Origin of the sequence: Flavobacterium keumense, from assembly GCF_029866485.1 — a bacterium.
Lineage (GTDB): Bacteria > Bacteroidota > Bacteroidia > Flavobacteriales > Flavobacteriaceae > Flavobacterium > Flavobacterium keumense.
The window spans coordinates 498904-522268 of record NZ_CP092332.1 but is presented as its reverse complement, the minus strand read 5'-3'; the positions used below and the strand labels follow the sequence as shown (position 1 = coordinate 522268).

Below are 23365 nucleotides of genomic sequence, written 5' to 3'. Positions count from 1 at the left end.
ATTATGAAAAAAATACTACTAGTTTTATTTTTTCCACTTTTTGCATTGGCTCAAATTTCCCCCGAGTTTTTACAATTAAAACCTGTATATACTAATTATGTTAGATTTGATTATACAGGAGCCATTCAAACATGGACGGTTCCAGCAGGCGTTACACAAATTTATGTAGATGTAGTTGGGGCGCAAGGAGGTTCTTCGAGTCCGTATCTTGGAGGAAAAGGAGGAAAAGTAAGTGGTCTTTTATCAGTTACTCCTGGTGGCGTATTGCAAATTACTGTAGGAGGTCAATCTATGGATAATATAGCAGTTTATGGTTTTGGGGGTAACGGAGGACGATCAACAATTTATGGGACTATTGCCAGGGCTGGTGGTGGCTTAAGTGCTATTTCTACAGCTGCACCAGTTACACAAGCTAACGCATTATTAATAGCTGGCGGTGGCGGAGGAACAGCTACAAATAGTTATGCTGGTAACGGTGGTGCAGGTGGTGGATTAAATGGCATTAGCGCAACATCAAATTATGGCGGCGTTAATACTAGAGGTGGTGGAGCAAGTCAGATAGCTGGAGGAGTTGCTGGATCAACATCTGATGTAAATTCAACTAATCCAACCGCTGGTGCCGCTATTAATGGTGGTGCGGGCGGAATTGTTGGAGGAGCCAGTGCAGGATGGAATGGCGGCGGCGGCGGCGGTGCAGGTTATTTTGGTGGCGGTGGCGGCGCAGGAGGAGGAAATGCTCAAGGCGCAGGAGGAGGCGGTTCTTCTTGGACACATGCTTCAGTGTCGCAGGTTTCCAATGTGTCAAACTTTAACACAGGTCATGGGAGAGTAATAATCTATTACAAATAGTTATTGATACCAGTATAAGTAATTTATACATCAAATGCTATTACGCTTAATTTTTCAATTGTGAAAATTCCAATGTGTTAGTAAATATAGAGTTTTTTTATGATTATATTAATTGCCTTTTAGTAAAAATAAATCGATAGAGATTAAAAATTATATTTTTTGAAAAGTTGTGATTTTACAACTTTTTTTATTTAAACTAACATTATTTTTGCCTACTTTTTAATATTTAATTTGAAATTGTTTTAAAAGATAATAATCATATGTTTAGATAGTTTATCTTGCTAAGATAATTTTTAAGGAACAAATTAAGATTGTGAATAAGCAAACGACATGAAACAATTAAATCGGCTTAGTATTTTCTAAATGGATAAATGAGACTTTCTTAAATTGATTTTTCAAAAATTGTTGAAATAGAATTACATATAATAGTCTAATTTAATTCCCAATAAATTCCTCCTAAATCCCCAGACAAATTCTCTAATTAACAGTTTAACGCCCCACAAAAAAGTTGCAAAATTATAAGTATGAAAAATATTTTTTTTAATTGGAATAAACTATTAAGAAAGGACTTGTTTTTATCTTATTTATTACTTTTTATGGTACAGATAAATTATTCTCAGTGTACTATAACGAGTTTTACAGTTGCTAAAACTAATGCAACTTGTTTCTCTAATGGAGAAATTAAAGTAAGTATTCCAACAGGTCAGTCAGGTTGTGAAACTAGATTTGCAACATTAGTCCCTGTTACAGGAACTTCTAACATACCAGTTCCAAGTCAAACGCAAACATTAACTTTCTCAAGTACAGGAGGGGATGTGGTTTTTGGGTCGTTACCAGCAGGGAAATACAACGTCGCGACTTCTGATGGGATTACTACAACCAATTATACAAATAACCCAGTTACCATTACGTCTAGTTATACTCCGATGACATTGACCTTGTCTAGTACTGCACCCACTTGTACATTGACAAGTTCGGGTTATACTCAAAATGGGACATTCACAACTACAATAACAGGAGGAACGGGACCGTTTGATTATACTTTAACTTCGGCTTTTGGAGTGCAAACAGTTAGTAGTAGCTCTAGAACACAAGTATTTAATAATATCAAAGCAGGTGAAAATGTTACAATTTTAGTAACTGATAAAGTGAATGGAAATGTAGGATGTCAAGTCTCAGTAACACAAAATTACGTTACCTCTACCGCTGTTCCAGCAGCTTTAGATTATGGAACCAGACCTTATAATTTTATAAGGGACTGTTCAGATCCCAATCAATCTAAAATTAAATTTTATATCAATTTATCTAATTTAACAGCAGCTCGACTAGCACTATTACAACAGCCAGGAAACGCTAAAATTACTATAGCAGGAGTAGACTATCCATTAACGTATGTTGCCATCAGGAATGGATTCATGTATGACCCTGTAGCAGTAAATGGCCCACAATTAGTAAACGGGATGACTATTAAAACGTCATTTAATTGGGAATGTGGAACTCTCACACGAACTTCACCAGTTGTAATGCCAGATAATTATTTCAATTACTATACTCGTACAAATGTAGCGACAGATTGTAGTTTGAAATTACAGTTTGTTATTTTTGGAGATCAAGATAATACACAGGGAGGTTATGTAGATAGACATATTTACTTTTGTCCTAATAACACAGTTGAAATAGCAAAAAGGATCTCTACAAACCCTGATGTCTATCAGGTTTTATCGGGATCAGACATTTCACCTGATCCAGCTTTGACTAGCAATGATTTGAATGTTACTACTGATCCAAGTATAATTATACCTTCTGCGGGAAATACATTTACTGTAAATGAAGGAGGTTATTACCGAATTACTGTTTCGGATCAATACCATACTGTAGTTAACTATTATAATGCAGGAACATTAACTAATCCCTTATCTAACGTTGTAATTAACCCTACTGCCTCAGTAATAGCAGGAACTTCGGGATTTAGTTTCCCTATTTACAATTCGGGTATAAAGTACCCAGTGAGTGTTAAAGTAGAACGTACAGATGGGCAAACTTTAATTAATCATACGGCAGCTGAGCCTTTAAGTCTTGCAGGTACTTACACCTACAATTTTCCCATGTTTGTCACTTGGAACTCGGATCCAGGTGTATTGGGAGGGATATATGATTTACCTCCAGGAGAATATCGATTTACTCTTACTGATGGCTGTTCTAATACAAAAGTATTTACAGCTACGAATGCAACTTATGCAAATTACACTCCTACTTTTTCTGTTACACAAGGGTGCAATAATTCTAATTCGATTACGTTTAATTTGAATAAAAATGGCTTTGCCTTCGGCACCAATTGGTCTAGTGGAGATGTTATATTGTATACTAAAAATTCTTCTGGAGGGGTTGGTACTATAGTTCAACAAGTATCAAGAACGGGTAACGGTTCCGCTACATTTAATAATTTGCCTTCTGGGTCTTATTTTGTTTCTTATAATGGTATCGGTACTGGATATTCTATGGCACAAAGAAGAACTTCTCCTACAGGTTATTCTAAGGAAGTTGTAATACCAGATTATCAAAATTTCACAGTTTCAACTGGCGCTTCGATTTGTGACACATCAAATCTGAATTCAGGTATTGTTAGTGCTCAAATTACAGGAGGGACGTATACTTATCCTATTACATTTAGTTTGTTTAGTACTTCCAATTCGGCGGTTCCATTAGCAACTTATGTAGAAAATGACACTTCAAAAGTAGAACATTCGTTTTCTAATTTGGCTACAGGAAATTATTTTGTTCGAGTGGCAAGTTCGTGTTATTCTGTCGATCAAAACGTTTCCATTTCTACTAATGTTACTGCACCTCGAGCTATTGTGTCGGATCCTGTAATTTGTCCCTTAAGTCCAACTACTTTAGGGGCTATTTCAGCAACTAATGGATTGTACGATATTACTTGGACTAATGACGCAGATCCGAATCAAACAGTAATTGCCACCGGAATGCCCGTTGTATTATCACCGGCTGCTACCATAAAATATAGAGCTACTTTTAAATTGAAAGATTTTTTAGCGTGTGTTAATCCTCCAGTTTATACGTCAACTGTAGATGTTAGAGTTGATGCTAATCCAGATGTCAGTTTAGCAGTTTCTGATATTGATTTATGTTTAGCTCCAGCAATTAAAACAGTCACAATCAGTAACACACAGTTAGATTATAAGTATGAAATTGTTAAAATGAATGGAGCCTCTTTTGTGCCTCCAATTTTAGGTACTGGAAATGGCGGTAATTTAGACATTGCCTTTCCGTCTTCGTTTATTTTTGCTGCAGGGACAACATTGAGAGTGAAAACTTCAAACGGAGCTAATTCAAAATGTTCAGATTATCTAACGGATTTAATTACCATCTCACAATCTTCACCCATAAAAACATTGGTAGTTCAATCAACAGATGTATGTCAAGGTTCTGCTTCAACAATTAAGGTAAAGGCATCACAATCTCAAATAGTGTATTTGATTAAGAAAAATGGGGTTCCAGTTTCGTCCATCCCAACTCAAATAGGGAATGGTTCTGATCTAACATTTATTATACCTTCCAGTCAATTAGCTGTTGGGGTAAATACGTTTACAGTTCAGGCCTCTAATTCAACATGTGGCACTACAGATTTGGATCAAGTAGCTACTATTAATGTTACTGCCTCACCAGTTGCTAGTGCAGGAACAGCATTTATTAAAACTTGTATTCAAAACCCTAGTGGTAAACAAATAGGAATGACGGGAGTTTCTGGTATTACTTATTCTTGGAGTCCAAGTACTGGTTTAGATAATGCGAATATTTCAAATCCAGTTGCTAATCCAACCACTACTACTACTTATACACTGACAGCAGCAGATGGAACTTGTACAGCAACAAGTACAGTAAAAGTTACGGTTATTACAACTGTACCATCAGTGAATGCTGGGTCTGACTTTACTAAATCATGCTCAACTAATGCAAATGGGAAATCAATTGGATCAATTATTCAAGGTCAAAGTGTCACTTATTTATGGGCTCCTAGTTCAGGATTGTCTAGTACTACTGTTGCAACACCAACAGCAAACCCTTTAATTACTACTACTTATACAGTTACTGCAACCGAAACGAGTTCTGGTTGTACTGCATCAGACGAAGTAATTGTTACTGTAGACACCACACAACCAAACTCTCCAAGTATTTTATCAGTAATACATCCAACTTGTTCTGTAAGTACCGGTTCGATAACCGTTACTTCAACTGGAAATATAGGGGATACTTATAGTATTGACAATGGAATAACTTTTCAATCTAGTAATATATTTAATAATGTTAGTGTAGGGACTCATTTAGTGAAAATAAAAAGTGGAACAAATGGATGTATTAGTAACGCTGTCTCTGTTACGATTAATGCACAACCATTAACTCCATTAGCCCCAACGATAACTGCAGGAGGTGCTGTTACATTTTGTACAGGCGGAAATGTTGTCTTAACAAGCTCCTCTACTTCAGGGAATCAATGGTATAGAAACGGAATCGCTATTAACGGAGAAACTAATACCACTTTTACAGCAATTGAGTCAGGCAATTATACTGTTATCGTTACAAATACAGAGGGTTGTTCAAGCGTTGCAAGCATAGGTAAAGCCGTAACAGTAAATTCAAATCCTACTGTTGTCATAGATAATGGCCCTAAGTTAGCATTTGCTAATTGTATGACTGCGGTAACATTAACAGCTACTGCAGGATATGCTAATTATCAATGGTATAAGTATGATAATTCTAATATTCCTGTTGCTATTCCTAATGAAGTAAATTATACTTTTACAACGGTCATAGAAGGGAAATATGAAGTAAGAGTTTCAGATTCTAATATTTGTTCAGCAATCTCACAGCCTTCACAAATAGTAGCTCCTCCATCTGTAATATCCACAACTTTATCAACCTGTCAAGGGAATACGATAACGATAAACTCAGACGCATCACAGTTTGTAAATCCTTCTTACCAGTGGTTTAGAAATGGAGTGGCAATTGTAGCCGCAACAAATTCGAGTGTTGAAGTTAGAGATAGTGGGGATTATACAGTTAGGGTAACAGAAGGAGGTATCAATTCTACTTCTTGCAGTATTCCTATTACATTCAACCCATTACCCACAGTTACCGCAGGGACTGATTTTGCAATTACCTGTGTAAATAATGTTGGTGGATTAACTATTGGAGAGCAGCCAGAATCAGGTTATAATTATTTATGGACATCAGATATGGGAACGGCAGGATTATCCAATGCATCGATTGCCAATCCAATAGCGAATCCTAGTTCTACTACAAGCTATAAAGTAAAGAAAACAAATACAGCTACAGGATGTTGGTCAGAAGACACTATTGAAGTAACAGTAGATAAGTCTGTTCCTGTGGCTAATGCAGGAACTGATTTTATCAAAACTTGTATGACCAATGCGAGTGGAACACAAATAGGAACACCATCTGTTTTAGGAGTTTCCTATTCTTGGAGTCCAAGTATAGGTTTAGATAATGCTAGTATTTCAAATCCAATAGCAAATCCGAATAATACAACGACCTACACATTGACAGCCACAAAAGATAGTACAGGTTGTATGGCCACAGATACGGTTGTGGTAACAGTAGACAAATCAACGGTTGTTTCAGACGCTGGAGCTGATTTTACAAAAACATGTAATTCAAATGTTTTAGGAAATACAATAGGGGTTTCGGCAACAACAGGAGTTACCTATTTATGGAGTCCAAGTGTTGGATTGAGCAATACTTCAATTGCCAATCCAATTGCTAACCCAAATGTTACAACTACCTATACTGTTACAACAACTAAAGATGCTACAGGATGTACAACAACAGATTTTGTTACCGTAACGGTAGAAGACGTGCAAATTGCAGTACCTACTTCAAACACTGTAACTGCCAGCTGTCCAGTAGAAACAGTTGATTTATCGACTTTAGAACCGCCTACAGTTAATGGAATAGTATACGAATGGTGGACAGGAACTGCAACAACCCGAGCTGTACAAGTAACAAATCCGACAACTTATGCAGTTGGTGGTAAAGTGTATTTGTGGAGTAAAACAAATCAAGGGTGTTACAGTGCTAGTGCGTCAGAAGTTACGGTGACTATTAATTCTTGTTGTGCAGCATCAGTAGGAGAATTTACACAATCATTCTACCCAAATTATTATGGCGTTTCAGACTTGACAGTATATCAACATATTAATTATACCCCTAACAGCGTAGTTCGTTATGTGTTAGTAAATACTATCGACGGTAAGATCAAACAAATTAATAATTTAGTTCCTGAATTTTATGAGGTAGAACCAGGGCGTTATACTATAAATGCATTAGTTTTTGGGCCGACCGTTATACCGACAGGAATTGAGATAGGGAATAAATTAAATCAAGTTCAGCCACTTTGTGGGTCAATAGTAACTCAATCGGTAGCGATTTTAGATTTTTGTACTACCTCTTCAACATGGACCAATGTTATTACAAATACGAAGCAATATGCATTAATAGATTTGACTACTAATACATTTGTTTCAGTAAGTACAACGGGAGTTTTTCCTGCAATTTATACAGGGGTTGATCATCAGATAGTTGGTTTTAATTATACGGGAACTGCTTCAGGCATTGTTGTAGGCGGTACACTATCAGGAGTTAGTGCTTCTAATTTAGATATCACAGCAGGATCGGTATTTACGGGTTGTGCACCGGTTACTACACAAATTGAGGGTATTTTATACAACGATAAGGAGAAACGTTGTGTAGAAGGGCTTAACACACAAGAAGGGCTTCCTGAGTCGATGTTGTATGCAAAATTATTAGATGGAAACGCAAGAGTTGTTTCGGTATCGTCACTTATCCAATCTCCTAATTATTATTTTTCTTTTACAACGGATTTATTAGATGGTACTTATACTATCATCATTGACAACAACAATGATACCAATGACACAACTGCGACGTATCCTAGTTCATGGAGAGGGAACTCACAAACTTTTACAATAGAATTTGGTCAAATAGTAGAATATTTGTCAAATACAACCAATTTTGTTCCGATGTGTATGCAATCGGCTACAGATAAGCCAGCCCCAAAGAGGACATCGAATTTGATTGGTAACACGTATCATTTCTGTAAAGGAGCTACTACAGGAGTTGTGAACGTTGATTCCATCTCTGGTGCAACAGTCAACTGGTATACTACACCAACGGGAGGTAGTTCCACCACAGTTGCTCCAACCCCAAACACTTCGGTTGTTGGGATTACCACATTTTATGTAAGTCAAACCCTAAATGGAGCAGAGAGTGATAGAACAGAAATTAACATCCAAGTTCATGCATTGCCAGAGCAACCAACGGCTATATCAGGAGATAATTTTGTAGGTTCAGGTACGACACAATCCTATAATGTAGTTAATGGATTAACAACGGTAACCTATAATTGGATACTACCAACTGATTGGACAGGAACCTCTAACACGAAAGATATTAGTGTTGTAGTAGGAACCCAAGATGCCACCATTGGGGTAGCAGCGGTCTCTCAATACGGCTGTGTGAGTCCAGTAACACAATTAGCTGTTCGAGTAGTAATTGAGGATGATATAGAGGTATACAACTCTATATCACCAAACGCAGATGGAGTGAATGATATATTTAGAATTAGAAATATTGATTTCTATCCAGAGAATAGAGTAAGTATTTATAATCGTTGGGGAGTAGAGGTTTATTCAGCTACAAGTTACGGTCAAGGAGATACTTTCTTTAAAGGGTATTCAGATGGACGTTCAACAATTAATAGAGATGTAGAGCTGCCCGAAGGGACGTATTTCTATATTTTAACCTATAAAAACACTAGAGGAATAGAGAAGAATCGTTCAGGATACCTGTACATTAAACAAGAATAAAAACTCGTCGAATGAAAAAAATAGTTTATAGTTTATTTATTCTGCTTGGGTTGAGTGCTTCGGCTCAGCAGGAGCCCCAGTACACACAGTACATGTACAATCCATCGGTTATCAATCCGGGATATGCGGGTTCTTTAGGGTACGGTAGTTTGTTTAGTTTGTATCGCACGCAGTGGATAGGATTAGAGGGAGCGCCTAAGACGCTTAATTTGAACTACCACCAGCCTTTGGAGAATACCAATTTAGGATTGGGAGGCAATATTGTCCATGATGAGATAGGTCCTAGTACCACGACTAATTTAGGATTGGATATTTCCTATACAATACCCTTTGAGAACCAGAGTCGTTTGGCATTTGGAGTTAGAGCCGGTGGACAGCTATTGAATATTGACTATACCAAGTTGAATCATTACAATCCGAGTGATGTATCCTTTAGGAGTAATATTAGCAATCAATTTTCGCCTAATATTGGAGTTGGTTTGTTTTACTATAATGAGAACAGCTACGTAGGGTTATCGGTTCCGATGTTGTTAGAGACTAAGACCTATGATGAGTTTGCGTATTCTGATGTGAACCGCAGACAGCATTACTATCTAACGGCAGGAAAAGTATTTGAGTTGAGTTACAATGTAAAATTCAAGCCTGCTTTTGTAGCCAAAATGGTAGCTGGAGCGCCCTTACAGGTAGATTTGACTGGGAATTTTTTAATTAATGAGAAATTCACCTTAGGGATGGCCTATAGATGGAGCGCTGCATTGTCGGGTCTAGTAGGTTTTAAAGTAAGCGATAGACTGATGATAGGCTATGGCTACGATAGAGAGACAACGCGTTTATCGAATTTCAATTCAGGCTCGCACGAGTTGTTTTTACAATTTGATTTATTCAAAATCAACCAACACATAGAAACGCCTCGTTTCTTTTAAAAGACCAAGATGAGAAAGATGAGAACAATAAGACAATACCTAGCAATAGCACTATTATTTCCAATAGGATTAGTAGCCCAAGATCGAACACTAAAACGAGCAGAGAAAACCTTTGCGAAAGAGTCGTATGTATCTGCTATATCTATCTATGAGCGTTTGGCCAATAAAGGCATGGGCTCTGAGCAGCTATACGAAAGATTAGGTGATGCGAATTATTTTAATGCCAATTATGTACAAGCAGAGCAGTGGTACACCAAACGCTATGAACTCAAAGGGACTTTTCCAAAGGAGTTTTTGTACCGTTATGCCCAATCGTTAAAATCAGCAGGTAAAGCCAAACACGCCGAGCACATCATGGCGCAATACACCAAGGAAAACCCAACCCAGCTAAGAGCGAAGAACCAATTACAACAACTAGCTCAACAAAGCATCAAGAAAGGGAGCGATGTCTTTACAATAGAGAACATCACCACTAACACGAAATACTCCGATTATAGTAGCACTATCAAAGGAGATACCTTGCTATATGCTAGTGCCCGTCCAAGAACAATGGCCAACCAAATCTACCAAAGAACCGGTCAGCCTTATACAAACTTGTATTATACAGTGCAACAAGCCGATGGCAGCTATAGCAAAGCCGAGTTGTATTCCAAAAACACTTTTTCGATCTTCCACGAGGCCAGTCCGGTGTTTACTAAAGATGGCAATACGATGTATTACACCCAAAATGAAGTAAAACAAACCAATGAAAGACGAGCAGTTAATGGATTGTATAAAATCTACAAATCGGTTAAAGAAAAGGGTAAATGGGTTAACAAAGGAGTTCAGGATATTTTTGCAAAAGATAGCGCAAGAGTAGCCCACCCAGCATTGTCTGCAGATGGGAAAACCTTATACTTTGCTTCAGATGCAAGAGGGACTTTTGGACAATCAGACCTTTTCAAGGTAAGTATCAATGAAGACGGCAGTTATACTGCTCCAGAGAATCTAGGTAATACTATTAATACAGAAGGCAGAGAGAGTTATCCTTTTGTAACTAGAGACAACATCTTGCTTTTTGCCTCAGACGGTCACCCAGGTCAAGGAGGTTTTGACATCTTTGCATTGGACTTAAATCAAAAAGGTGCCTTACCCGTGCATTTAAACGCACCTTTGAACAGTGCCTTTGATGATTTTGGATTGAATTGGGATAGAGCCACCAATAGAGGTGTATTTACCTCAAATCGACCAGGAGGACAAGGCGATGATGACTTGTACACTTTCATTAATGTCCAACCGTTTTTTGAGTTTGATTACAACGCAAGAATCATAGGCAAAGTACTCGATAAAAACACCAACCTTCCTTTGGCCAACACCACAATCATCTTGTACGATAGTACAGGCAAGGAACTAGGCAAGACTACTACTAATGAAACGGGTGATTTTGTTTTTGAGAGAGTACTCTCCAATGCTACCTATACTACAAGAGCGAGTAAGGAAACCTATTCAACAAACGAGACACGACCAAGCTTGGCATTGTATGAAAGAGAAACCAGCACAACGATAGTATTAGACCAAGACCAGTATAAGCTAGAACAAGGCTTAGACCTAGCCAAGGCCTTATCGTTGCGACACATTTATTTTGATTTGGATAAATCGAACATTAGAAAAGATGCAAGAGTGGAGTTAGAGAAAATAGTAGAGGTACTACAAGCCAACCCAACTATCAAGATAGAGATAGGTTCACATACTGATAGTCGTCAGAGCAAAGGATATAACCAAGCCTTGTCACAACGTCGAGCGCAATCGACACTGAATTACTTAGTTCAACGCGGGATCAACAAGAACCGCTTAACGGCTAAGGGTTATGGCGAGACCCAGCTAACAAATCAATGTTCAGACGGAGTGAAGTGTAGTGAGGCAGAACACCAACTCAACCGTAGAAGTACATTTGTGATAGTGAAGGAATAAGAAATACAATCAATTAATATTTATTGCCCTGATAAAAACGACTTGTTAGATTAAAACAAGTCGTTTTTTTTTTTGATAGTAAATTATGTTAAGGGCAAAATAAGTCCAATGGCATTCAATCTCAATATTTTATTCTTACTTTTATGAGGAAAAAAGAGAAATTTGAACGAAGATATTCTACATTTATTTGATTCAATAAACTTGTCTTATTTACAAGACAAAGCACTCTTGTTAAAGAGAAAAGATTTGAAATTTATTTTCTCCAAAACAGTATTGAATTCAGTGCTTGAAGATTGTTTGCAAGACTATCAAATTTTGAAGATAAATAATGCGTGTTTGTTCCAATATAAGTCTAATTATCTTGACACAAAAGGATTAGATTTATATTTTGATCATCATAGAGGTAAAGGGAATAGATATAAAATTAGGGAGAGAGAATATATTCATAGTCAATTACGATATATAGAGCTTAAATATAAAACGAATAAAAATCAAACGATTAAGGTAAGAGAACTTGTAAGCAATTCAACTGACATAGAGCGTTTTATTAGCGAGAATACAGGTTTTTCAGAAACCGACCTGTATACAAGTTTGAATGTAGAATACACCAGAATTACTCTGTTAAACAAAACTAACAAAGAAAAGGTTACTTTAGATTTAAATATAAAATGTTATCACAAAGATTTCAATGCTATTTCGTATGATAACATTGTGATTGCAGAGGTTAAATCGGAACGAATGATTTCATTTAAATTTAATGAGATTATGAAAAAACATAAAATTAGGTCAGGTTCTCTGAGTAAATATTGTTTAGGGTTAATTTCGCTTAATCCCAAACTAAAACAAAACAATTTTAAAATGATGTTGAATCAAATTATAAAAGTAAATAATAATGGATAATGCACTAATTACTATCATTTTTAATTCTTTAGGATTGCGGTATTTGTTAAATCTAATCTCGGTTTTTATAGTATTTCGCTTTATATATTTTAAAAATTATAAAAACACCGACTTGTTTTTGACTTTTTTTGGTTTTAATTCTATCATATTTTTTATTTCATTTATGTTAAATAAAGTAGAAATAAGTACAGGAGCAGGATTTGGATTGTTTGCTGTTTTTTCGGTCTTACGTTATAGAACAGAAGGGATAGGAGTTAAAGACATGACGTATTTGTTTTTAAGTATATCAATTGGACTGCTTACTGCCATAGGACCTTCAGATGGTATAGAAATTAGCTTGTTTTGTTTTCTAATTATTCTACTGACTTTAATAATAGAAAATTCTATCTTGGGGAAAAAAGAAGCGTCAAAAATTATTGTTTATGACTCCCTTGATTTTATAAATGAATCACAAAAACAAGAATTAGTAGATGAATTAAAACGTAAAACGGGTATTGAAATACATCGAATTTCAGTTGACAACATTGATTATTTAAAGGATTCTTGCACAATTACTATTTACTACTATGAAAAATAATTTTAGATATGTCACGTACGTAATCGTATTCTTAGTTGTAAACACAAATATAATTTTTGCACAAACTTCAAGGACTGATCCGAATGATAATCAGGGTTGGTTTGGGGCAAAGCTTAAGGTGGATTTGCCTAGTGGTTGGGGGACAAGTCTGGATTATCAAGCACGATTTATTAATGATTTCAACGTGTATAATGGATCGTATACTACAGTTGGTGCCACAAAAAAAATCATCAAACATGTAGAGTTGCAAGCAGATTTTAGATTGGCTGTAGTAGAAAAAGGAACGTATTACAGAGGGAGTTTTGGATTTGAAGCTTCAAAAGGATTTGGAGATTTTGATTTTGGTTTGAGAATGTTGGTTCAAAATCAATTACAAGATTTTAATGATGAATACAAAGACAATCAACGAGAAGGATATTGGCGTGTTAGATTAGAGGCTAATTACGCACCTACAGATGGGATTCAACTGTATGTTTCTACAGAACCCATTATGAAATTTGGAGGAGTTCGTCCCATTGATAATTGGAGAAATAGTGCAGGCGTAAAGATTAAAGTTGCCAAGCGGACAAAACTAAATTTATTTTACATGTATCGCCCGGATTATGCTAAATCTTCTTACAACCGATTGTTTCAAGTTGTAGGGTTAAATCTAGATTACACCCTTAAGATTAAAAAATCAAATACAGGAGGGCATTACCTGATTAGCAAATAATTATTAGAAGGCTAAAATCTTTGAGTCCATCCAAGCCAATCTATTGGTTAGGTATGTTTTTAATTGATTTACACTACTGTTGTAATCAAAACTAATACCTGTCCATTTAGTATAGTTTCTCACAATAGCACTATTTACAGTTAAATAGTTGGCAGTATTACTTGTTAATTCTATAACTTTTGGAGTGCTTAAAACATTGGCTCGAAGTTCAATCCATCGGGTTTTTAATTCACTTTTAAATTGTGGGTCTTCCATAAGTCTTTTCCACCAAAAAGGTACCATCCAAGCATCATTAGTAACATAAGTGTTGTAGTTAATTATCCAATCATTAACAGGAACCCTTCCATCTGCACCATAACCAATATTCAAGTCCCAAATAGGACCCATTTTTAGTTTACCACCGCGTGCTTTGTGCATGAAAGTACTCAGTCGATAGCCATCAATATTGCCAGCTACTTCATTGATGATAAAAAAATCAATAAAACTTTTTCGGTCAATGTAATTCGTATATGTCCTAGTGTTTGTACTGAAATTATCTGTAAGTAGTGCCGTCTCAAAGGCGTCGATATAGTTCTTTATATATGCTTTTTGTGCCGCATTAATGTTTTCTGGCTTAGGATAATCGTAAACAAAATAGGTTTCTAAATATTTATTACTATTATATGGAGCACCGTAAGGTGCAAATGTTATTTGATTTCTGTTAATATCATAATTGGATCTGAAGCTGTTATATTCAGTATAACGACAGTCATCATCCCAATTACTGTCGTAATAGGATAAAGGGTGGGTGCCTAATACATCGCTCCCGGAAGTTTTATCTATTTTAAGGATATATCCTCCGGTTATTTTTCCGGCATCAGTATCTGTCGAAGACAAGGATTCAATGTTAATCCGGTTACTGTCTTTTTTTAGTTTTTCCATTAACACATATACCCCAATGTAGGTTCCGTTTAGTTCTACTTCAACAAATTTTGATCGACTAGCATAGTTTCCCATAGCACGAAAGAGTTCATAGCCAATGTAGTGGTACATTAAAGTACGGTCAAAAATTGTGTTTGGAGCCTGAAATACATCACCGGTTAAAATCCAATCTTCCTCTGCTGGAAGACCTAATACACTGACATTTATGCCATTTCCACTAGCATCTCTTGTTTCAATTCCAAATGATTTTTTATCAGAGATTCGATAGGAGGTAGAACCCCTGTATTCGATACCTATTTTAGTGTCTAAAATTCTTTTTTTATTAATGTAAATCTCCATCTCACCAGCAACTTTTGGTTCATTCAATATAGTTGTTGCAGTGGTAATTTTTACATAAGGAATTTCACTATTTCCTATTTCAATAGCTGAAACTAAAGGCTTTCCATCGTCATAACCTACAGGCTCGTTTTGAGAACAATTAACAAACAGTATGACAATAAAGACTACAAAAAGAGATTTTAATTTGAGCATATAGAAAAGGTTTAATTCTATAAAAGTAAAAAAAATAATTATTTGAACAACAGTTATTTAAATGGTAATAGGATTTGTTAATCTATTGAAGTAATTCGGTATTGTAAATTTAGTTTGTAACTTTGTGCTCCAATGAAAATGAATATGAAATATTTAGGAGTGATTTTTTGTTTTCTTTTTTTACTGTTGTCATCTTGCAAAGAAGACAATCAGCAACGTAATGCTGAAAATAAAAAAGCGGCTCAAAAAAATGAGGTAATATACCAAGAGATAAGTAAAAAATGGGATTTCTATGCGACTCCAATTAATTCAACTTCAGAACAAAGTGTAAAAATCTGGACTGAATTTCGACAATTTTTAGATGAGCTAGGACAAAAACCATCAAAAACATTGGGTGCTTTTCAGAAGAAAGCAGCAGAACTTTCTAAAAAAGTACAACAACTTCCTAACAATATTCCGTTCCAATTTCAACAACCTCAAATCAAAAGTAGAATAAGTACTTTGATCACTAAAGTTCGCTTACTGGATTTATTTATTCATCTGGATACTATCCCTACAAAAAAAGTAATAGCTTTGATTAATGAAATTAATATTGAGTTGGTTTCTTTGCAAAGACAAATGGATAAGATTACTGAAAAAAGTAAAATTCCTACGGAAGAAGGCGAGTCCGATATGTTGAGAATGTTGGATACAACAAGAGCAATTCCGAACACAATTGTAGACCCAAATTTACCACGCGTTGAGTAAAACAATCTATTCTATTTACGATAATTCACCTAAAACAGAGCAAATAGCTTCACTGTTAGGGCAAAATAATACTCCAAAAGTACACCTTTCGGGCTTGGTTGGATCTTCGATTTCATTTGTAATTCGTTCTGTTTTTAAAAAATCAGAATTACCGTTTTTACTCATTTTAAACGATAAAGAAGAAGCCGCCTATTATTTGAATGATTTGGAACAAATGATTGGCGACCAAGATGTTTTGTTTTATCCCGCTTCGTTTCGTCGTCCGTATCAAATAGAAGAAACTGACAATGCGAATGTTTTGCTTCGCGCGGAAGTACTTAATCGCATCAATTCACGCAAAAAACCAGCCATTATTGTCAGTTATCCCGAGGCGCTTTTTGAAAAAGTAGTTACTCGAAAGGAATTGGATAAAAATACGCTAAAAGTAGCGGTGGGCGATCAAATTTCGATTGATTTTATCAACGAGGTTTTGTTCGAATACGAATTCAAAAGAGTTGATTTTATAACCGAACCTGGTGAATTTTCTGTTCGTGGAGGTATTGTCGATGTGTTTTCATTTTCGAATGATAATCCGTACCGAATCGAGTTTTTTGGTAACGAAGTCGATAGTATTCGAACCTTTGATGTGGCAACGCAATTGTCATTGGAACAACAAAAGAAAATTGCGATTATTCCGAATGTAGAAAATAAGCTTTTTCAAGAAAATCGAGAAAGTTTTTTAGATTATATCTCAGAGAAAACGGTTCTTTTTATTCAAAATACCGAAGGCTTTTTAAGTCAATTGGACAAACAATTTGGCAAGGCCGAAGAAGCGTTTGAAAAACTATCCAAAGACATCAAACACGCTAGACCGGAGCAGTTATTCTTGAATCAAGAGCAATTTATAAAAAGAGCTTTGGATTTTTCGGTAGTCGAATTGGCTTCCAAGTCCATTTTTAAAACCACAAAAAAATTCGATTTTTATATTCAGCCGCAACCGTCTTTTAACAAGCAATTTGATTTGTTGTTGAACAATTTGAACGACAATCATTTTAATGGTTATAAAAATTATTTGTTCTGTTCCAATGATAATCAAGCCAAGCGTTTTCACGATATTTTCGAAACTTTGGATGAGGCCAATTCAGAAAACATTCGCAAGCAATACAATACGATAGTATTGCCTTTGTACCAAGGATTTATTGACGAAGAAAATCAAATTACCTGTTACACGGACCATCAGATTTTTGAACGCTATCACAAATTCAGCATCAAAAATGGCTATTCTAAAAAACAGAATATCACCTTAAAAGAGCTGACTTCGCTTTCGGTCGGTGATTATGTAACTCATATCGATCACGGAATTGGAAAATTCGGGGGTTTGCAAAAAATTCAAGTAGAAGGCAAAACACAAGAAGCTATTAAGTTGGTTTATGCCGATAATGACATTGTGTATGTGAGTATTCACTCTTTACATAAAATTTCAAGATACAATGGCAAAGACGGCACGCCACCTAAAATTTATAAATTAGGATCGAATGCTTGGAAAGTTTTAAAACAAAAAACCAAAGCACGAGTAAAACATATTGCGTTCAATTTGATTCAGTTGTATGCCAAAAGGCGTTTGGAAAAAGGCTTTCAATATGCGCCCGATAGTTATTTGCAAAACGAATTAGAAAGTTCGTTCATTTACGAAGATACGCCAGATCAAACCAAAGCCACTCAAGAGGTAAAAGCCGACATGGAAAGTGACCGCCCAATGGATCGTTTAGTTTGTGGCGATGTAGGTTTTGGAAAAACAGAAGTCGCTATTCGAGCTGCTTTTAAGGCAGTGGATAATAGTAAACAAGTCGCTGTTTTAGTACCTACCACTATTTTGGCATACCAACATTACCGCACTTTTTCGGAGCGATTGAAAGACATGCCAGTTACGGTGGGCTATTTGAATCGGTTTAGAACTGCCAAACAAAAAGCAGAAACTCTCAAGCAATTGGCCGAAGGAAAATTGGATATTGTCATTGGAACCCATCAATTAGTGAATAAAAATGTGGTTTTCAAAGACCTCGGATTGTTGATTGTTGACGAAGAACAAAAATTTGGAGTAAATGTCAAGGACAAACTCAAAACCATTGCGGCCAATGTAGATACGTTGACTTTAACTGCAACTCCTATCCCAAGAACCTTGCAATTTTCGTTAATGGCTGCCCGAGATTTATCGGTAATCACGTCACCGCCGCCCAATCGTTATCCTATTGAGACGAATGTGGTGGGATTCAATGAAGAGTTGATTCGCGATGCCATTTCGTATGAAATTCAGCGCAACGGACAAGTATTTTTCATCAATAACCGCATTGAAAACATCAAGGAAATTGCCGGAATGATTCAGCGATTGGTGCCGAATGCCCGAGTGGGAATTGGTCACGGCCAAATGGATGGAGCTAAACTCGAAGAACTGATGTTGGCCTTTATGAATGGTGAATTTGATGTTTTGGTAGCGACGACCATTATCGAAAGTGGTTTAGATGTACCAAATGCTAACACGATTTTTATCAATAATGCCAATAATTTTGGACTGTCTGATTTGCATCAAATGCGAGGTCGAGTAGGGCGTAGCAACAAAAAAGCGTTTTGCTATTTTGTTTGTCCGCCATATTCTGCAATGACGGAAGACGCGCGGAAACGAATTCAGGCTTTGGAACAATTTAGTGAATTGGGTAGTGGGTTTAACATTGCCATGAAAGATTTGGAAATTCGTGGTGCAGGAGATTTGTTAGGAGGAGAACAAAGTGGTTTCATCAACGAAATTGGTTTTGATACCTACCAAAAAATCATGAACGAAGCCATTGAAGAGCTGAAAGAAAACGAATTCAAGGATTTGTATCCAGAGCAAAACGATATCGAAACCAAAGAATACGTCAAAGATTTGCAATTGGACACGGATTTCGAATTGTTGTTCCCTGACGAATACATTAATACCGTTTCAGAACGACTGCTGTTGTATAATGAATTAGCAGACATTAAAGACGAAGCTTCACTTTTGAATTATCAAAATAAGTTGATTGACCGTTTTGGGCCTTTACCTAAACAAGCCGTTTCTTTGCTAAGCAGCATGAAAATCAAATGGATTGCTACCCGTTTAGGAATTGAAAAATTGGTCATGAAACAAGGTAAAATGATTGGGTATTTTGTGTCTGATCAACAATCGGATTATTACCAATCGGGTCGTTTCCATCAAGTGCTTCAGTTTGTACAAAAGCAAAGTGCTTTGTGTAAAATGAAAGAAAAACAAACTCCTAACGGATTGCGATTGTTGTTGACTTTTGACAATGTGAAATCAATTCGAAGAGCGTTAGAATTAATGGAATTGATAGGGAATTGACATTCTTTAAAGCTTCCAGCCTTTTAAAGGCTGGAAGCTTTGGAGTATTCTAATTTTTTAAATCCTTAATTACTTTGAAAGCAACATCGACTTCGTTTTCACTCACTAAAATGGTAAACTCATTCGAAGTTGAGATGACTTCATTGATTATAATTCCTTCCCAAGCCAAGCGTTGAAAAATGAAATAGTAAATTCCAGGAACTACGATGTTTTCTTTGGGTAATTTTACCGTGATAGAAGCTAAATTTTCTAGTTTTTGAATCAATTTTTCGTTAGCAAAATGCTTGTCAACTAAATGGTTCACACTGCTACTCACTACGATATTCGTTTCATTTACCCCTCTTGATGAAGTGTAAAAAATATCAGAGTGACTATTAATGTCTGTAATTAAATCGGCTTGTTTGTTTAAAACAGTTTCTGAAGCGGCAAAAGTGTAATCGGTCAACTCAGAACGAACGGTAATTTCTCCGATATTTTTGATGACTTTGTTGATTTTGTGATTCAATTTAAAGTCCAATTCTTCGGTTAATCTTTTAAGTGCCATTACCACGGCACCTTGTTTTACTTCTTTACCAAATTCACTTTCTAATTCACTCATAATATTGCGCGAAAGAGAAGTTAAATTGATGATTCCTAATGATAAAGCATTCAACAAAAAAGGTTTTGTTTTGATGTAATTCTCTACGATGGACGATACGGTTTTCATAGTAGTTGTGTTAAGTTGTTGTTGTTTAAATAGTAGTTGGGTGGTTGTAGTTGTGTAAAAAACCACTGCAAATATAAATAAAAAAACAATTTGTTACAAATATAACACTAAAAAATAGAGTTAAAAGTAAAAAAATGCATCTGTAAGGTGTTCAATTACAAAATCTTGGCTGTTTTTAGTGATAGCAATGATGTCAAAACGCACGTCAACATCCAAATCGTTTTCGGTTACATAAGCATTTACCGCTTTTACCAATAATTGAATTTTTTTTGGTTTGACAAAGTCTTGCGGAAGACCAAAATCAATCGACGAACGCGTTTTTACTTCAACAACAGTTAAGGTATTGTCTTTTTGAGCCAAAATATCTATTTCTGCTTTTTGGAAAATCCAATTGGTTTCCAAGATAGTATAGCCTTCTTTTTGTAAGTATTCGACAGCTAGTTCTTCTCCAAGTTTCCCTAATGCGTTGTGTTCAGCCATGGTGAGTAGGATTCGTGTTGGCTATTCAAAAACTACTGTGCTACAATTTTCGGTTACTTCGATAGACACAGTATTCCCTAAAATTAAGGCTCTATTATCGTGAATATGACCTGCAGGAAAATTAAAAATCATAGGGATGTTATACTTTTTAGTGACATCCTGAACAATTTCAAGTGCATTTTTACCCCAAGGAATATCATTGTCTTTCATATCAGTCATAGAACCTACGATGATGCCTTTTAGGCTTTCAAGACAGCCGTTGCGTTTCAAATTCATCATCATACGGTCAATATGGTAGAGGTATTCGTCTAAGTCTTCTATGTATAGAATTTTATCCTTACAATCTATTGCTGATGGGGAACCCAATAAACTATACAATATAGATAAATTTCCTCCAACCAATTCGCCACTCGCTTTCCCAAATCGATTCATAGGATGCGGGTCAATAGCGTACTGTAAAGGCTGTCCAAATAAAGATAAACGCAAACTTTCAATGGCTTCTGGACTTGCTTTAGCAAGACTAATGGGCATAATTCCGTGAATGGATTTGTAACCCATCGTATTGAGGTGGTTGTGTAATACCGTGACATCGCTAAATCCAACCAACCATTTGGGATGTTTTTTGAATTGCGTAAAATCAATTAAATCCACTACACGCACGGTCCCGTAACCGCCGCGTGCACACCAAATGGCTTTAATATTGGGGTTGTCCAATTGTTCTTGTAAATCGGCAGCGCGTTCTTCGTCACTTCCTGCCAATTGATTTTCTTCTAAGCCAATACTTTTACCAATGACTACTTGTAAGCCCCAACTTTCTAATAAATCAATAGTAGGTTGCATACTTTTCACAATATGTTTTCGGGCAGTTGCTAAAATAGCAACAGTATCTCCTTTTTGTAAATAAGGTGGTGTAATCATAGTCGTTTGGGCTTGCATTGTAATAGAAAGTAAACTTAAAATGAATAAGAAGAACAATTTTCTCATAAATGAAATCTGTTGTGCAACAGTATTTATTTTTAAACAAATATAGACAAATCCGAAATCATTTTTAATTTCAGTTCCAATTTGTTAGTTTTACTTGACCTGAAAATAAGTATCCTAAATCCTGTCCTTATGAGAATTTGCCCCATTCTTTGTTGTTTGTTAGTATTGTCTTTGTTTCCAAAAACGTTTGGACAATCTAAAAAATTCCGAATTCATACCGTTGCATTTTACAATTTTGAGAATTTGTTCGACACCATTAACGACCCCAATACGTTTGATGAAGACTGGACTCCCAAAGGGTCTCAACATTGGACTTATGATAAATATCAAAAAAAATTAGACAATCTGTCTCGAGTTTTATCTGAAATTGGCAGTACTGAAAATCCAGATGCGCCTACTTTTATTGGTGGATGTGAAATTGAAAACAGAGGCGTTTTGGAAGACTTAATTTTTCAACCTAAGTTGGCAGATAAAGAATACGGTATTATTCATTTTGATTCCCCAGACAAAAGAGGGATTGATGTTGCCTTACTTTATAGAAAGCGATTTTTTCAGCCAACATCCTATGCTAATATTCCGTTGTATGTTTATCAAGACGAATATAAATCTAAGAACGAGAAAGAGGAAAATACGGATGATCTGGTTATGTTTAGTACTAAAAATAAACAAGTATACACACGTGACCAACTTCTTGTTTCGGGATTTTTAGAGGGTGAGGAAATCCATTTAATTGTCAACCATTGGCCATCACGTTCGGGTGGCGAACAGCGTTCAAGTCCTTTTCGAGAGGCTGCAGGAACTTTAAATAGAAAAATTATCGATTCGCTCCAGCAAATTAATCCGAATGCTAAAATCATTACGATGGGCGATTTGAATGACGGTCCGTATAATAAAAGTATCAAAATAGCTTTGGGTGCCAAAGCAAAAAAAGCTGAGGTACCACAATTTGGGGTGTACAATCCTTTCGAAGAAATGCAAAAGAAAGGAATGGGAACTATTGCGCATCGCGATGCTTGGGATATTTTTGACCAAATTATGGTATCGGAATCGGTATTGAAATCCGATTATTCTAGCTTTCAGTTTTGGAAAGCAGGGATTTATAACAAGTCTTTTTTAGTCCAAACTAGTGGTCAGTTCAAAGGGTATCCTTTGAGGCATTCGGTAACCGAGATTGGCTTTAGCGACCATTTTCCCGTTTACATTTATTTGATAAAAGAGAAAAAATAGCCCGCTTAATTTAGTAACTTTACGCTTTTAAATTAAGAATATGGCTATTGCAAAACCGTTCAACTTGAATCAATGGATTGACGAAAACCGTCATTTATTGAAACCGCCTGTTGGTAATAAAAATGTATATACTGAATCAGGCGATTATATCGTGATGATTGTGGCAGGACCAAATGCCAGAAAAGATTACCATTACAATGAAACAGAAGAGCTGTTTTACCAATTAGAAGGGAGTATCAAAGTCATCATTCAAGAAGACGGGGAGCGCAAAGAGATGGAATTGAATGCAGGAGATATGTATCTGAATCCAGCCAAAATTCCGCATTCACCAGTTCGTTCAGAAGGCTCCATCGGTTTAGTTATCGAGCGCAAAAGAGCAGGATTAGGTTTTACAGACGGATTGCTTTGGCACTGTGAAAATTGCAATCACAAATTACATGAAGTCTATTTTGAACTACACAATATTGAAAAAGACTTTTTATCTCATTTTGAACATTTTTATAGTTCAGAAACCTTACGAACATGTTCTAAATGTGGTACCGTTATGGAATCTGATCCAAGATTTGTAGCTAAGAAATAAT

General features: G+C 36.0%; 15 protein-coding genes. 11 read left to right on the top strand and 4 right to left on the bottom strand.

Annotation, left to right across the window (positions count from 1 at the left end):
• The first annotated feature begins 3 nt into the window (after positions 1–3).
• The 7 genes from MG292_RS02310 (at position 4) to MG292_RS02280 (ending at position 13833) form a co-directional block, all read left to right on the top strand.
• Positions 4–849: a glycine-rich protein gene (locus MG292_RS02310; protein ID WP_264534305.1), complete on the top strand. Its 846-nt coding sequence runs from the start codon at positions 4–6 to the stop codon at positions 847–849.
• A 524-nt stretch (positions 850–1373) separates the two neighbouring features.
• On the top strand, positions 1374–8771 hold the full coding sequence (locus MG292_RS02305) for a T9SS type B sorting domain-containing protein (protein ID WP_264534306.1): 7398 nt from the start codon (positions 1374–1376) through the stop codon (positions 8769–8771).
• 11 nt (positions 8772–8782) lie between these two features.
• Positions 8783–9694, top strand: coding sequence for a PorP/SprF family type IX secretion system membrane protein (locus tag MG292_RS02300; RefSeq protein WP_264534307.1), 912 nt, complete (start codon positions 8783–8785; stop codon positions 9692–9694).
• 18 nt (positions 9695–9712) lie between these two features.
• Positions 9713–11644 carry an OmpA family protein gene (locus tag MG292_RS02295; protein ID WP_264534308.1) on the top strand — a complete coding sequence of 644 codons (1932 nt, stop codon included), beginning with the start codon at positions 9713–9715 and terminating at the stop codon, positions 11642–11644.
• Positions 11645–11806: 162 nt separating this feature from the next.
• A complete protein-coding gene (locus tag MG292_RS02290; RefSeq protein ID WP_264534309.1) occupies positions 11807–12544 on the top strand; it encodes a VTC domain-containing protein in 738 nt (245 codons plus the stop codon).
• On the top strand, positions 12537–13121 hold the full coding sequence (locus MG292_RS02285) for a DUF4956 domain-containing protein (RefSeq protein ID WP_264534310.1): 585 nt from the start codon (positions 12537–12539) through the stop codon (positions 13119–13121). The genes MG292_RS02290 and MG292_RS02285 overlap by 8 nt, the downstream gene beginning before the upstream one ends.
• A complete protein-coding gene (locus tag MG292_RS02280; protein WP_264534311.1) occupies positions 13111–13833 on the top strand; it encodes a DUF2490 domain-containing protein in 723 nt (240 codons plus the stop codon). Before MG292_RS02285 ends, MG292_RS02280 begins: the two co-directional genes overlap by 11 nt.
• Before the next feature lie 3 nt (positions 13834–13836).
• Here the strand turns inward: MG292_RS02280 and MG292_RS02275 are convergent, their stop codons facing one another.
• Positions 13837–15285, bottom strand: a complete 1449-nt coding sequence (locus MG292_RS02275; RefSeq protein WP_264534312.1) for a CotH kinase family protein — start codon at positions 15283–15285, stop codon at positions 13837–13839.
• A 144-nt stretch (positions 15286–15429) separates the two neighbouring features.
• Between MG292_RS02275 and MG292_RS02270 the strand changes: the two genes are divergently transcribed.
• Entirely contained in the window at positions 15430–16032 is a 603-nt protein-coding gene (locus MG292_RS02270; protein ID WP_264534313.1) for a hypothetical protein, read from the top strand.
• A complete protein-coding gene (mfd, locus tag MG292_RS02265) occupies positions 16025–19387 on the top strand; it encodes a transcription-repair coupling factor (RefSeq protein ID WP_264534314.1) in 3363 nt (1120 codons plus the stop codon). The genes MG292_RS02270 and mfd overlap by 8 nt, the downstream gene beginning before the upstream one ends.
• Before the next feature lie 49 nt (positions 19388–19436).
• Here the strand turns inward: mfd and MG292_RS02260 are convergent, their stop codons facing one another.
• From MG292_RS02260 to MG292_RS02250, 3 genes are all read right to left on the bottom strand, one after another.
• Positions 19437–20093, bottom strand: coding sequence for an aspartate kinase (locus MG292_RS02260; protein WP_264534315.1), 657 nt, complete (start codon positions 20091–20093; stop codon positions 19437–19439).
• A 120-nt stretch (positions 20094–20213) separates the two neighbouring features.
• Complete coding sequence (locus MG292_RS02255; protein WP_264534316.1) at positions 20214–20573, bottom strand: YraN family protein; 360 nt, start codon at positions 20571–20573, stop codon at positions 20214–20216.
• A 21-nt stretch (positions 20574–20594) separates the two neighbouring features.
• A complete protein-coding gene (locus MG292_RS02250; RefSeq protein WP_374505229.1) occupies positions 20595–21557 on the bottom strand; it encodes a S66 peptidase family protein in 963 nt (320 codons plus the stop codon).
• A 129-nt stretch (positions 21558–21686) separates the two neighbouring features.
• Between MG292_RS02250 and MG292_RS02245 the strand changes: the two genes are divergently transcribed.
• Positions 21687–22784 carry an endonuclease/exonuclease/phosphatase family protein gene (locus tag MG292_RS02245; protein WP_264534317.1) on the top strand — a complete coding sequence of 366 codons (1098 nt, stop codon included), beginning with the start codon at positions 21687–21689 and terminating at the stop codon, positions 22782–22784.
• A 40-nt stretch (positions 22785–22824) separates the two neighbouring features.
• On the top strand, positions 22825–23364 hold the full coding sequence (locus MG292_RS02240) for a 3-hydroxyanthranilate 3,4-dioxygenase (RefSeq protein ID WP_264534318.1): 540 nt from the start codon (positions 22825–22827) through the stop codon (positions 23362–23364).
• The last annotated feature ends 1 nt before the right edge of the window (position 23365 follow it).

Excerpts from the sequence above, each read along its gene's own strand:
- MG292_RS02240 (WP_264534318.1), top strand. The coding sequence starts at position 22,825 with ATGGCTATTGCAAAACCGTTCAACTTGAATCAATGGATTGACGAAAAC.
- MG292_RS02310 (WP_264534305.1), top strand. The coding sequence starts at position 4 with ATGAAAAAAATACTACTAGTTTTATTTTTTCCACTTTTTGCATTGGCT.
- MG292_RS02245 (WP_264534317.1), top strand. The coding sequence starts at position 21,687 with ATGAGAATTTGCCCCATTCTTTGTTGTTTGTTAGTATTGTCTTTGTTT.
- MG292_RS02260 (WP_264534315.1), bottom strand. The coding sequence starts at position 20,093 with ATGAAAACCGTATCGTCCATCGTAGAGAATTACATCAAAACAAAACCT.
- MG292_RS02275 (WP_264534312.1), bottom strand. The coding sequence starts at position 15,285 with ATGCTCAAATTAAAATCTCTTTTTGTAGTCTTTATTGTCATACTGTTT.
- MG292_RS02305 (WP_264534306.1), top strand. The coding sequence starts at position 1,374 with ATGAAAAATATTTTTTTTAATTGGAATAAACTATTAAGAAAGGACTTG.
- MG292_RS02285 (WP_264534310.1), top strand. The coding sequence starts at position 12,537 with ATGGATAATGCACTAATTACTATCATTTTTAATTCTTTAGGATTGCGG.
- MG292_RS02295 (WP_264534308.1), top strand. The coding sequence starts at position 9,713 with ATGAGAACAATAAGACAATACCTAGCAATAGCACTATTATTTCCAATA.
- MG292_RS02300 (WP_264534307.1), top strand. The coding sequence starts at position 8,783 with ATGAAAAAAATAGTTTATAGTTTATTTATTCTGCTTGGGTTGAGTGCT.
- MG292_RS02255 (WP_264534316.1), bottom strand. The coding sequence starts at position 20,573 with ATGGCTGAACACAACGCATTAGGGAAACTTGGAGAAGAACTAGCTGTC.
- MG292_RS02280 (WP_264534311.1), top strand. The coding sequence starts at position 13,111 with ATGAAAAATAATTTTAGATATGTCACGTACGTAATCGTATTCTTAGTT.
- MG292_RS02250 (WP_374505229.1), bottom strand. The coding sequence starts at position 21,557 with ATGAGAAAATTGTTCTTCTTATTCATTTTAAGTTTACTTTCTATTACA.
- MG292_RS02270 (WP_264534313.1), top strand. The coding sequence starts at position 15,430 with ATGAAATATTTAGGAGTGATTTTTTGTTTTCTTTTTTTACTGTTGTCA.